The 13,387-nt window shown below is 38.3% G+C and carries 11 protein-coding genes and 1 pseudogene; 2 read left to right on the top strand and 10 right to left on the bottom strand.

Translation table 11 applies throughout. The annotated features are described in order from the left end of the window. Window positions 1–250 precede the first annotated feature (250 nt). The 3 genes from AL022_RS02655 to AL022_RS02645 all read right to left on the bottom strand — a co-directional run bounded on the left by AL022_RS02655 (window position 251) and on the right by AL022_RS02645 (window position 4,186). The gene (locus AL022_RS02655; protein WP_014934732.1) at window positions 251–1,021 is read right to left on the bottom strand and encodes an enoyl-CoA hydratase/isomerase family protein; all 771 of its coding nucleotides are present in this window, start codon (window positions 1,019–1,021) and stop codon (window positions 251–253) included. Between the two features lie 207 nt (window positions 1,022–1,228). Then, window positions 1,229–2,623: a dihydrolipoyl dehydrogenase gene (gene lpdA, locus AL022_RS02650; RefSeq protein WP_014934730.1), complete on the bottom strand. Its 1,395-nt coding sequence runs from the start codon at window positions 2,621–2,623 to the stop codon at window positions 1,229–1,231. Window positions 2,624–2,698: 75 nt separating this feature from the next. After that, window positions 2,699–4,186 carry a potassium/proton antiporter gene (locus AL022_RS02645; protein WP_014934729.1) on the bottom strand — a complete coding sequence of 496 codons (1,488 nt, stop codon included), beginning with the start codon at window positions 4,184–4,186 and terminating at the stop codon, window positions 2,699–2,701. Window positions 4,187–4,409: 223 nt separating this feature from the next. Between AL022_RS02645 and truA the strand changes: the two genes are divergently transcribed. Together truA and mnmE are read left to right on the top strand one after the other, a co-directional pair. After that, complete coding sequence (gene truA, locus AL022_RS02640; protein ID WP_014934728.1) at window positions 4,410–5,171, top strand: tRNA pseudouridine(38-40) synthase TruA; 762 nt, start codon at window positions 4,410–4,412, stop codon at window positions 5,169–5,171. After that, a complete protein-coding gene (gene mnmE / locus AL022_RS02635; RefSeq protein WP_014934727.1) occupies window positions 5,161–6,522 on the top strand; it encodes a tRNA uridine-5-carboxymethylaminomethyl(34) synthesis GTPase MnmE in 1,362 nt (453 codons plus the stop codon). The genes truA and mnmE overlap by 11 nt, the downstream gene beginning before the upstream one ends. Window positions 6,523–6,612: 90 nt before the next feature. Here mnmE and AL022_RS04390 read toward each other — a convergent pair. The 7 genes and pseudogenes from AL022_RS04390 to AL022_RS04550 all read right to left on the bottom strand — a co-directional run. Then, window positions 6,613–6,738 (bottom strand): annotated as a pseudogene (locus tag AL022_RS04390) (IS6 family transposase); the annotation flags it as partial. Between the two features lie 41 nt (window positions 6,739–6,779). Then, window positions 6,780–7,067, bottom strand: coding sequence for a cell division protein ZapA (locus tag AL022_RS02630; RefSeq protein WP_014934725.1), 288 nt, complete (start codon window positions 7,065–7,067; stop codon window positions 6,780–6,782). A 4-nt stretch (window positions 7,068–7,071) separates the two neighbouring features. Further along, window positions 7,072–7,359 (bottom strand): hypothetical protein, encoded by a 288-nt coding sequence (locus AL022_RS02625; RefSeq protein WP_041546108.1) that lies wholly within the window; start codon window positions 7,357–7,359, stop codon window positions 7,072–7,074. Further along, window positions 7,340–9,739 (bottom strand): phenylalanine--tRNA ligase subunit beta, encoded by a 2,400-nt coding sequence (pheT, locus tag AL022_RS02620; RefSeq protein WP_014934723.1) that lies wholly within the window; start codon window positions 9,737–9,739, stop codon window positions 7,340–7,342. The genes AL022_RS02625 and pheT overlap by 20 nt, the downstream gene beginning before the upstream one ends. A 139-nt stretch (window positions 9,740–9,878) precedes the next feature. Then, window positions 9,879–11,162, bottom strand: a complete 1,284-nt coding sequence (locus AL022_RS02615; RefSeq protein ID WP_014934721.1) for a malic enzyme-like NAD(P)-binding protein — start codon at window positions 11,160–11,162, stop codon at window positions 9,879–9,881. A 122-nt stretch (window positions 11,163–11,284) separates the two neighbouring features. Beyond that, window positions 11,285–12,382 (bottom strand): dual-specificity RNA methyltransferase RlmN, encoded by a 1,098-nt coding sequence (gene rlmN, locus AL022_RS02610; RefSeq protein ID WP_014934720.1) that lies wholly within the window; start codon window positions 12,380–12,382, stop codon window positions 11,285–11,287. A gap of 191 nt (window positions 12,383–12,573) precedes the next feature. Beyond that, window positions 12,574–13,107, bottom strand: coding sequence for a CPBP family intramembrane glutamic endopeptidase (locus tag AL022_RS04550; RefSeq protein WP_198407661.1), 534 nt, complete (start codon window positions 13,105–13,107; stop codon window positions 12,574–12,576). Window positions 13,108–13,387 lie beyond the last annotated feature (280 nt).

The following is a 13,387-nucleotide window of genomic DNA, read 5'->3' as shown; positions in this document are numbered from 1 at the left end:
ACTTCCAAAGCATTCGAAGATTTTTTAGAAAAGCATCTATTGAAAGGTTTGACAACACATTACCTTCTTAAGAAGAGTAAAAATGCTTTTTGTAAAAAATTGTAATGGGCAAGCAGGACCTTACAGATAGTGCACCAACGTTTAGCGGGAGGGCTGGAACTTCTATTTTAGGACCTGCCAAATAGGTACATAACAATGATTGGTCCCCGCCAAATGAACTTTATCTAACAGATATTTTACTATTTGATTGCTAGTAGTGCTTTTTATCTATAATTTTCATCAATTTGTCTTTGATATCTACAGCTTTAAAGCAATTGGCAAAACCATTTGCTTCTGTTTGAAATCCATTTTCATCTGGATTTTCAGCTGCATTGACACAAGTTACCAACATACCCAATGCCAAGTCTGCATTATTTACAATAGAGGTAAGCCATTTCTTAGCTTTTTTAAGCATTTCTTCCTTATAACTCACCACCTCGCTAACCAATCCCATTCGTTCTGCATCTTTGGCATCAATACGCTTACCGGTCATTAGATATTCTAATGCGCGGGTTTTACCAAGCAATTGAGTCAAGCGTTGCGTACCTCCAAATCCAGGAATAACCCCATAAGCAATTTCTGAAAAAGCAAAAATGGCATTCTCAGAAGCAAATCGAAAATGGCAAGCCAATGCAAGCTCAAAGCCGGAGCCTAAAGCATAGCCATTAATAGCGGCCACAATAGGTTTAGGACAATCTTCTATAAAAGCCAACACTTCTTGACCATTTTCTGCAAATTTTCTTGCATTCAACTCATTTAATTTGAGCAATTCAGAAACCTCTGTGCCGAGAGAAAAGATTTCTTCTCCTTCTCCAGTAATAATAACACCTTCTATAGCTTCATTATCATAGACTTCTTGAATAAGATGACGCAATTCAATAAGTCTTTTATCTGTTAAAGTAAAAGCTTTTGAATCGGCTTTAAGGGTAATGGTTAAAATACCATCTTCTAGATTACTTTGTAACGATGCTGTTTTGTCCATACTAAACGCAATTTTTTATAGCTTAATTAACCAAGCAGTATGCAAATGCATATTGCGCTTTTTATATCTACACTATTTATTATGTCTACACTATTTAACATCTGATTTTATTCCAAAGCTAGATATCATCAAATATACAGGATATTTAAATAGTGCAACGATTTTTTTGAATACCAACCCCGATTCCAAATATGGAGCGTCCATACACTAAAGGTGTATGGACGCTCCATAAGCAGCAAAAACTGCTTCTACAATGGCTTCTGACATAGTCGGATGTGGATGGGTACTATTTTGAATTTCATGTGCAGTTGTTTCTAGTTTACGTGCCACAACTACCTCGGCGATCATTTCTGTCACATGCGCACCTACCATATGCGCCCCAAGCCATTCTCCATACTGGGCATCAAAAATTACCTTTACAAACCCTTCTGATAGACCAGCTGCCCGTGCTTTTCCAGAAGCAGAAAATGGGAAAACGCCTACTTTAACTTTATAACCAGCTTCTTTTGCAGACTTTTCTGTATAACCTACAGAAGCCACTTCAGGTTGTATATAGATACAAGAAGGTAGATTATTGTAATCCAACGGGTCAGGTGTAAGTCCTGCTATTTTTTCTACACAGACTATACCTTCTGCTGATGCTACATGGGCCAAGGCAGGCCCTTTGACAAGATCTCCAATAGCATAGACACCATTGCAACTGGTTTTATAATAGCCATCCACTGCAATCTTATCTGCCTCCATCAGTACGCCATTTTCTTCTAAACCTATATTTTCTACATTCGGTTGCACGCCAATAGCCGAAAGTACCAGCTCGCTTTCAACTTGTAAATCACCAGATGGAGCAGTAATATGTGCTACGGTACCACTTTTTAAGCGATCTACTTTAGTTACTTCTGAAGCTGTATATACCTGTATCCCTTTTTTTGTAAAAGATTTTAGAATGTATTTGGAGATTTCTTCATCTTCCAATGGCAATAAAGAGGAATTATACTCTACCAAAGTAACCTTTGTACCTATGGTATGGTAAAAGTAGGCAAATTCACATCCAATGGCTCCTCCTCCTACAATCACTATAGAGTTAGGTTGTGTCGTACGCGAAAGTGCCTCTCTATAACCTATAATATGCGATCTATCGATAGATAAATGGGGCAACTGACGACTCCTTGCACCAGTTGCCAAGATAATATGTGGCGCACGGTAAAAATGGGTAGCACCTGCTGATATGGTAACAGAAACAGTACCAGCAGGGAGTAACTTACCACGCCCTTCTAAAATAGTAATTTTATGCTTTTTAAAAAGATGGTGGATGCCCTTAGACATAATAGCTGAGACATCCCGACTACGTTCTATAATAGCTTGAAAATTGGGTCTTGCTTTTATTACTTCAATACCATAAGCGGTAGCATGGTTACAGTAATCAAATACTTGTGCACTTTTTAATAATGCTTTTGTAGGAATACAACCCCAATTTAAACAAACGCCACCAAGGGCTTCTTGTTCTATAACTGCGACCTGCATACCCAACTGAGCCGCTCTAATAGCGGCAACATAGCCACCTGGACCACTTCCGATGACGATAAGATCGTATTCTTGACACATATGTATTGTTTACTTTAGGGATATAGGTAAAAAATGATAGCTACTGGTATGGTAGGTCATTATGTTATCCATCCACTAATCTATTATACCGAATTGTTCCTTGATGGTATGAATGGCTTGATGGTTTTCTGCCATAATCATCAGCAAGTCAAAAGGAGCAATAACGGTATCACCTCTTGGAATTAGATGTACACCATTTCGTTTGATAAGCACAATCAATGCATTTTCTGGAAAACTCAACTGTACGATTTTTTTACCAATAGCCGGAGCATCTTGGGAAACCATTACTTCTATTAGCTCACTGTTTACTTCTTTGGATAACTGAATAGTAGGTTCATGTTTGTGGACGGTTGGTGCTTCTAATTGTAGCCACTTGGCAAGAGGCGAAAGGGTGGTGCCTTGAAATAAGATAGAAGTAAGCACAATAAAAAAGACAATATGGTAGATAATATCTGCTTGGTGAATATTATCTAACAATGGATAGGTAGCAAAAACAATAGGAACAGCTCCTCTAAGCCCTACCCAAGAGATAAAAATCTTGTGGCTTACATTTAATGTTTTAGAAAAAAACAATGAAACAAAGACACTCAACGGACGGGCTACAAACATTAAAAAGATGGAAAGCAACAGGCCAATCCCAGCTATAGGTAGAAGTTTATGGGGGTAGACCAACAGCCCAAGCATAATAAACATAATAATTTGCATCAACCAAGAAATGCCTTGACAAAATTGAATAATGCTCTTTTTATGTGGGAAATCTTTATTGCCTAAGATTAATCCAACCAGGTAAACCGCAAGAAAGGCATTGCCATGCAAAAAGTGAGTGGCTGAGTAAGTAAAAATAACTACCGCCAACATTAAACCTGGGTAAAGCGAACGATTGGAAAGACGCAAGTTATCGAGCAATATCAGCATGATTTTACCTACTAAAAGGCCCGCTAGCCCTCCTACGACCATTTCTTGAATAAAGATACCGATCGCTTGCATGGGTCCAATAGCTTGTTTGTTAAGCAGCAACGTTTTAAACAAAAACATTAAAAACCAAGCCATCGTATCATTACTCCCCGATTCTAATTCCAACATCGGACTAAGATTGGCTTTGAGGTGCATATTTTTAGCCCGAATGATCGCAAAAACTGCAGCTGCATCTGTAGAGGCAACAATCGAACCCATCAGTAGCCCTTCTAATAAAGTGAATTGTATATTACCCCCCCAAAAGTTGGTAAGCGCCCAAATAAATAGTCCGACACTAAAAGTAGTAATTAAAATACCTACAGTTGCCAGTAATATACCATTCCAAAGAATAGGGCGTATATGCTTGTACTCGGTTTCTATGCCTCCTGTAAAAAGAATTAAACTTAGGGTAACAGCACCCAATAATTGGGCAGCTATAGGGTTATGAAAATCAATATTTCCTAATTTTTCATGACCGGCAGCCATGCCTACCAATAAAAAAATAATCAATGCTGGAATACCTAATCTGGTAGATAACTTGGTAATGACAATACTCAAGAAGAGTAAAAAAGAACCGGCAATCAGCAAGCTTTCTGGAACTAAATGCATAAATTTCTAAATTAAAACACACAAGGCTAAAGCGATAAACGACAACAGGCATACAGAGGTATGCTGTACAATGTTTTTTGAAATTAACGTAAATTTACATAAAAATTAGTGCATCATAGGCTACTATATTAGATAAATAATCTATGTATGGCTACTTTTATGATAGATCTTAACCTTTAACTTAGCAAAAAATTAAGCTTTATAGGCTACACCAAACCATCGTATGCGTTATTTTATATACATATCCTATTTTGGTAAAGCGTATAGTGGCTGGCAAATTCAAAAAAATGGGCCCTCTGTGCAACAAGTAGTGGAAACGGCACTGGGTAAGCTACTATCTACAACTATTGCTATTTCAGGCAGCAGTCGAACCGATAAAGGGGTCCATGCCCTGCAACAAGTCGCCCATTTTGACCACATACCGCCTATAGACCTTGCTGATTTGACCTATAGGCTTAATAGGGTTTTGCCATCTGATATCAGCATTACAGCTATTCGCCCTGTAGCATCGGATGCACATGCCCGTTTTGATGCATGTTACCGTAGGTATGCTTATACGATAGTCACCCAAAAAGATCCTTTTTATAGGGAACAATCGGTTTGGCTACGCCGTATGCCACCACTTGACTTATTAAATCAGCTTGCAGCTTTATTTTGTTTACAATCGGATTTTGCATTTTTTAGTAAAAAAACTGATGACGTAAAAACATTCGTATGCAATGTAGAAGAGGTTTTTTGGTTGCAGATGGATCACAAAATTATTTTTCAGATAAAAGCGAATCGTTTTCTACGCGGTATGGTTCGCACCATTGTAGCTACGATCCTGAAAGTAGCAACTGGTAAAATGGATATAGCCACCTTAAAAGAACTGATTCGGCAGAAACCTAGGGTACGCCCTACGCTTGCCTTGATGCCACCAGATGGGTTAACATTGGTGGAAGTAGGGTATCCAGAAAAATTATTTATACAAACCAATGAATCATAACCAAGATCCTATTGTAGCACTTGCTACACCACAAGGGGTGAGTGCCATTGCAGTAGTACGGCTATCTGGACAGGGTGTTATTGGCATCGTCAACCAAATATTTCGGGGCAGTGACCTGACCCAACAAGCTTCTCATACCATTCATTTCGGGGTCATTCAAAAGGGTGCAACTAAAATTGATGAAGTACTGGTTTCGATTTTTATAGCCCCTCATTCTTTTACCAAAGAAGATGCGGTAGAAATTTCTTGTCATGGAGCTCCCTTTATTGTCACAGAAATGATACAACTGCTTGTAGCACAAGGTGTCCGGATAGCTGAACCAGGTGAATTTACCAAGAGAGCCTTTTTAAATGGTCGGTTTGACTTGGCACAAGCAGAGGCGGTAGCCGACTTAATTACAGCGGATAGCACACTAGCCCATCAAACGGCGCTTCATCAAATGCGGGGTGGTTTTTCTTTAGCTTTAGAAGGATTACGTAAATCGTTGCGCCATTTTGCAGCTATGTTGGCACTAGAACTCGATTTCGCAGAGGAAGATGTAGCCTTTTTAGACAGAGCAGATTTAAAAAAATTGGCCGATGCACTTATTGAAACCTTAGAGAGGCTGATAGATAGTTTTCAAATGGGGAATGTCATAAAACAGGGGGCTTCTGTAGTGATTGTTGGCAAACCCAATGTAGGCAAATCAACATTATTGAATAGATTATTGGAAGAAGAACGGGCCATTGTTTCCCCTATAGCAGGTACTACACGGGATACCATTGAGGGAACGTTACACTTAGGGGGTATACGGTTTAGGTTTATAGATACAGCTGGTTTACGAGAAACGACCTCAGATGGCATAGAAGCGACAGGCATCGAACGGACCAAAAGACAATTAAGCAAAGCCTTTGTAGCGCTCTACTTGGTAGATCTATCGAATACGAGTTTTAGACAAGCAGAGGAAGATCTGATTGCCTTGGGGTTAGAAGGATTCCCATTACTTAAAGTTGGCAACAAAATGGATCTTGTGCCATCTGGTGATCTAACACCATTTAAAGGGTATTTGTGGATTGCTGCCCAAACTGGTAAAGGTATAGGGCCACTTAAAGATCAACTTTTGAAACAGATCGCACAAAAGCCCACCGATGGAATTGGCACTATTGTGGTCAATGCACGCCACTTCGATCGGTTACAAAAAAGTAAACAAGCCCTAGAAGCAGTTATAATTGGGCTGGAGCAAAAACGATCGAATGAGTTACTAGTTGTAGATCTAAACAGTGCCCTACAGGCACTAGGAGAAATTACGGGAGAAATTACGACAGAGGAAGTGCTGGGCGATATTTTCTCTAAATTCTGCATTGGGAAGTAGCAGATTTTTTCATTTATGCCAATGGATTAGGCTCTGCCGCGTCTATCGTTGATTTTGTATAGATCTCTCCCTAGTATTAAATTTTAGATATTATGCGGCCATAAGTTTAGCAAAGTTCTCAAAAGTAGATACCTGTTTTTTAGCTCGGATTATTTGTCCTTTTTGAATGATTTTAATATTTTCTATTCCTGTAATGGTAATGTTAGCAGCATGGAAGATAACATTTGTTTTAAACAAAGGTGATAGAACGCATCTATCTACTCTAATACTTTTTCAATAGAATCGTTCCAACGTTCTATCTTTTCTATCAGCTGATTGGTTGTTGTACCAGCGGCTTCTTGCATTTTTAAATAGGCTACTAAGCAATCAAATGCTACCATAGCTAGCAGGTCTTGCTGATCGTGAATGCCAAGTTTTTTTTGATATCCTCTAATCCGTTCTGTTAAGATACTACCCGCCCTTCTTACAAAGGTTTCATCTTCTGGTTGTATCTTCATAGGATAGATTCGGTCACTGATTTTAATTTTTATAGAGAGTGATTCCATGGTGTTACACTTGTTCAAAATAGGCCAAACAGAGATCTATTTCTTTAATATACTGATTAATCTGATGGACTAAATTATGTCCCAATCGAGGGGAGTCATGGGTTGCTGTAGGTGCATTAGGGTTTCTTTTTGACGCTTCCAGTAAAGACTTTAATGCTTCATTTTCTTCTGTTAAATGTACAATTTGTTTTTGGTAGTTTCCATGCAGTTGTAATAGCTTTGCAACTGTTTTTTCAAATCGTGCTATAATGAGGTGATCCTCTTTAGATGAATTATCTTCTAATAATGACATGCAGTTCACGTTCAAAAGCTTGCATCAGTTGATACATAATTTGATCAATACTTTTGTCATCTAATGTCTTCTCAGTATCTTGTAGGGTAAAACTAATGGCATAAGCCCTTTTATTTTCTTGTAAACTTGGCCCTTCGTAGACATCAAAAAGATGGATGGATTGAATATTTTTATGCCCCTTCCTTAAAATTAAATCTTTTATGTCTTGGAAACAAATTGCCTTATCTACTATCAACGATAGATCTCTGTTAACGGCAGGAAATTTAGAAATAGGTTGATAAATTTTATGTAGTCTACTGATCTTTAACAGTTGATTCCAACAAATATCTGCAAAGAAAATAGGTTGCTCCAACGAAAAATAATTTGTAATAGATGGCTGAACCTGGCCAAAAGTTGCCACTACTTTACCACTGTCTACGACTTCAACGCCTTGTGTATAGAATGGGTGGTTAACTGCTTTGTAGGATAGATCCATAATACCCAACTTTTGTACAAGTTGTTCTATAGTAGCCCGAACGTTTTGTAACGTTATAGGCCTTACCTGGCTTATCTGATTAAGCAGTTCTACTTGCCCAGTCAACCAAAGGGCTAATCTTTTTTCTTCATTATATGATGTGCCATCTTGGTGATAGATCGTACCCAATTCAAATAGTTGTAAATCGTGGTGACGACGTGCAAGATTGTAAGCGATCACTTCTAGTCCACTAAAGAGCAAACTAGACCGTAATGCATTGGTAGATGCACTCAGTGGATTAAGAATAGAGATTGTTTTTGGGGTAGCTCCTATACTTGTATAAGCTTCTTTGGTTAAAGAATTGGTGCATATTTCATAATAGCCATTGGATACCAAAATTTTTCTAATTTCTTCTGCCACTTTATGGGTCTTATCTATTGTACTTTCAGGAGCGAAACAAGCAGCAGGTAAATGGTTAGGAATGCGGTCATAGCCATATATTCGTGCAATTTCTTCAATCAGATCAGCTTTTCTGGTTACATCTACTCTGTAAGGTGGTACCTTTGCAGTAAACCCCTGCTCAGTTTCTGCTTCAATAGCTATTTCTAAGTCTGTTATAATTTGTTTAATGGTAGTTGGCTGAATTGCTTTACCCAAACATCGCGTAATCTCTGCATAAGCAATAGGAATATTGAAATGGGCTAATGGGGTTGGATAATATTCTACTACGTCACATGCTTCTGCAGACGGGATCAGTTCTTGCAACAATAGTACTGCTCTTTTTAGCGCATAAAGGGGAAGATTGGGATCTGTCCCACGTTCAAATCGAAAAGAAGCATCCGTTTTAATATGATGGTGCTGCGCTGCACGACGTATAGCGGTTGGATGAAAATAAGCGCTCTCTATAAAAACATGTTGGGTGGTTTCTGTAATACGTGTCTTGTATCCGCCCATAATGCCAGCCATTGCTATAGGACCCACTTCATCGCAAATCATTGGTTCATGACCAGCCAGTGTTCTGGTTATTCCATCTAATCCTGTAAATAAAGTACCTGGAGGACATAGCTGAACCATCAGCGACTGACCGATGATGGTATCATAATCAAAAGCATGTAAGGGTTGGCCCAATTCATGCAATACAAAGTTGGTTACATCTACTAGATTATTAATTGGTTTTACACCAATGCGCAATAACCTAGTACGCAGCCATTCGGGAGAAGGTTGAATGGTGTTATTTTTAACCAAGAGTCCTGTATAACGTGGACATAGTACAGGATCTATATGATCTATTTTTAATGGCCGATCAGATCGTACAGTGTGAAAATCCTCGATGGAAGGAAGCGTTGTAGGAAGGTGTAAAATAGCTTTTAGCTCTCTGGCTATACCTAGGTGTGAGCAAGCGTCTGCTCGATTGGGTGTAATTTCGATTTCTAAAATTTCATCTACTAGATCTTTAAAATAATCTTTGGCCGGCGTTCCGGCAGGTAACATAGTGGACAATACGATAATACCAGCATGTGCTGGTCCGATGCCAATTTCATCTTCTGCACAAATCATTCCTTCAGACCAGACCCCTCTAATTTTAACGTTTTTAATTTGCAAAGGGGTTTGGTCTACATAACTGTAAATGGTACTACCGACTGGTGCGACCACTACCTTCTGACCAGCTTCTACATTAGGGGCACCACAAACAATAGTGCACGGTCTATCTGATCCAATATCCACTAAGGTTTGCTGTAATCTATCTGCATTAGGATGGGGTAGGCATGATCGCACTTCACCTATTATAAGCCCCTCCAAACCACCCTTAATGGTGGGGTGTATGTGTACTACTTCTAACCCCCTTTGGGTTAAAAGAGGTGCCAATTCTAAAGCGCTTAATGAAAAATTTATATAAGACTTTAGCCAATTTAGTGATATCTTCATAATGCGTAATCAATCCATTCATGATTATGTAGCCATCATTCCACGCTTCTGTATAACCATTTGGTTTATTAGATAGGTTTGCGCTATTTTTAGATAGGCGCCTTTTGTAAAAAGAAACAAGTCTATCAATAGTTTGCCTTTAGTTTTGATGATTGACTCGTTTTAATAGCTGCACTGCATAAGCATCCCAATCATTAATAGGACTTCTAGCTATGCCAGAATCCATAGCAGCATGTGCAACAGCTATAGAAACGGTAGAGAGTAAACGGGTATCCATCGGTTTGGGGAGTATGTATTCTTTACCAAAATGGATGGTTTCACCATAGTATTTACGAATACCAACGGGGACCTCTTCTTGTGCCAGTTTTTGAATAGCTTGTACAGCAGCTTGTTGCATGGCTCCATTAATAGCAGAAGCACCTACATCTAAAGCACCCCTAAAAATGTAAGGAAAAGCAATTAAGTTATTTACTTGGTTCGGGAAATCGCTACGTCCTGTGGCAAAGATAACATCTGGTCTAGTAGCCATAGCATCTCGGTAAGAAATTTCTGGTAAAGGATTGGCTAATCCAAAAATAATAGGATCCTTAGCCATTCGCTCTATACTTTGGCTCATTAATATGTTCCCAGAAGAGAGTCCTATAAAAACATCTGATCCGATTACTGCATCATGTAAGGTATGCACGGGGCGGTCTGTAGCAAAAGGTGCTTTAATAGGAGTAAGTGTATCACTACCCCGACGAATCACTCCTTGTCTATCACACATAACAATCTGCGCCGGATTGGCGCCTAAGGCAATCAAAAGTTTTGCCGTTGCAATGGCTCCTGCACCAGCTCCACTAAAAACGATTTGTATCTCTGTAATATCTTTATTTGCAATTAATAAGGCATTTAATAAAGCAGCCGCTACCACAATAGCCGTAGCATGTTGGTCATCATGCATAATCGGTATATCCAATTGATCTATTAAAGATTCTTCAATCTGGAAGCATTCAGGTGCTTTAATATCTTCTAGGTTAATGGCACCAAAAGTAGGCGCCAATGCTTTAATAACCTGTATCACTTCTTCAGGAGCAGTTGCATCAATTTCGACATCAAAAGCATCCACACCAGCAAACCTTTTTAAGATCATTGCCTTTGCTTCCATAATTGGTTTAGCGGCTAAAGGTCCGATATGTCCATAACCTAATACAGCTGTACCGTTGGATAGCACACCTACCAAGTTGCCTTTATTGGTATATTGGTAAATACGGTCACTACAGGCAGCAATTTCTTCGCAAATTACACCGACACCAGGTGTATAAGCTGTAATGATATCACGAGGTGTATGAAGGGATTTGGTGACACAGGTACCTATTTTACCAGCAGGAAATTGGGCATGATAGGCTAAAATTTGTTCCTTAGTAACAGCTGTTTTATTCATAATATTTCGATATTTAGGTAAAAAATCTTGGACATATTAACGTAAATATTTGCTTGCTAATCAGTAGCAGATACATCAAGTTACCATTTTTAAATTATTTATACTAAAAGTTGCTGTATGAATCAATGGCTTAGTTTATAGTGTAGTTGTTTGCTCCGCAATTGTCCACAAGCGGCGTCAATATCTGTACCATGTTCTCCACGCACGATTGCATAAATGCCCTGTGCACGCAGTGTAGAAATAAAATGATAAATGGTTTTGGGTAGACTGCGTTTGTAATGGCCTAATTCATTTACTGGGTTATAGGGAATAAGATTTACATGAATCAAGTGGCGTTGCTTGCGTGCCAAAATTAAATTGGCTAACTCAAAAGCACATGATTCTGAGTCATTCACATCTTTTAGTAGAATATATTCAAAAGTTAGGCGTCTATTTGTTTTTTCCAGATAGTAATCTATCGCTTCCATAAGTTTTTCTATGGGAATAGCTGTATTGAGCCGCATAATCCGTGTACGTAGTATATTGTTGGCTGCATGCAAGGAAAGGGCAAGATTCACCTGTAGACCTTCATCTGCAAAAGTTCTTATTTTGCGATCTAGTCCACTGGTAGAAACCGTAATATGTCGTGCACCAATAGCAAGGCCTTTTGCATGGTTGACAATATGTATGAAGCGCAAAAGATGATCATAATTATCGAATGGTTCTCCAATACCCATGACAACGATATGGCTAATTCTTTTTTGCCCAGGCGCTGTATCCAACTTTTTTTGCATATGGAGGAATTGCTCTACTATTTCGCCTGCTGTTAAATCTCTTTTCTTGGGTAGGAGACCGCTGGCACAAAATGTACAACCAATATTACAACCCACTTGTGTGGTAACACAAATCGATAGCCCATACCTATGTTCCATTAAAACTGTTTCAATTAAATGGCCATCATGCAGTTTCAGTAAACATTTAATCGTTCCATCCTTAGCATATTGAACCTTATCTTCTACTATGGAAGTCAATGAAAAGTGTTTATCTAGTAGCGATCGAGTGGTTACACTTAAGTCACTCATTGCACTAAAGCTATTGACCCGTTTTTGGTAGATCCATTTCCAAATTTGGCCACCACGGAAAGGTTTTTCACCCTGTTCTGTCAACCAAAGTATCAATTCTTTTTCAGTTAAATTATAGATAGATGGTTTGGACAAACAGCTGCTTAGAGGTGCTGACATAAAATTGGTTAAAATAAAGTATTAAAATTATATAGCATACTAGTATATTGTTATAATGCGCAAATAAGCACTAGAAAAAAATTTAATGGTTTGGAAATATTTTATTCAAAATATGATACATGCATATGATGACCAATAGACTTAAGCTGCTAAAACCATCGTTAAGCTTTGCTTCTTTAGAAGAAACAATCTTATTTAGCCATTGCCATGGGATAGGTAAATAGTAAAAAGTGGAGTAGATTTACAGCAAAATGGACGATCATCGCGCATACTACTTTACCTGTTTTGTAATAGGCATATCCATATAAAAAACCAGCTATAGCCGCGAGTCCCATATAGATAAGACCTCCTTTAAAATGTACTATGCCAAATAGGAATGAAGCGAGTATAACGGCCCATAATCCATTGTGCACGCCATAACGGGTTAACCCATTTTGAATGGCTCTTTGTAAACAACCACGAAAAAGTACTTCTTCTGTCAGACAAACTAAAAAAAAATTATGCATGATCCATATCCACAGTATATTGGTCAGGCAAGGATCAAATAATATAAGGCCACTTAGATAACCGAGTATAAAAATAAATGGAATAGAGCATATATAGGGAACAATGGTATATTTCATGAGCTGTTGACAGCTCAGGTTATTATTTTTTTCTAAAGTAGATAGGTCACTCATACAATAAACCATTAGCACAACCATAGGCTGATCAAAGTTTAAATGCATTGAAAAGGGTATAGATAATGTGGATAGTTTTGATTCATGGACCACCCATAAATTCAAAAACCCTGGGAGATAATGAATCATAGCTGCTACTATAAATGTATATATTATTATACACAATAAAGTCTTTAGGAACTTGTTCAGTAGAAAATTTAAATATATATAATTAAGAGTGGTAAATAGCGCTAAAAAAAAGATACCGATGCTATTTATTACACCTTGGTACCACGCTACTAAATTTGTAGCGATTATCCATAGGTAGATAGGTCTGCTTTTCTTACAA

It is taken from the genome of Cardinium endosymbiont cEper1 of Encarsia pergandiella (genome assembly GCF_000304455.1).
Lineage (GTDB): Bacteria > Bacteroidota > Bacteroidia > Cytophagales > Amoebophilaceae > Cardinium.
The sequence above is the reverse complement of the archived record's forward strand: the minus strand, read 5'-3'. Positions and strand labels throughout refer to the sequence as shown.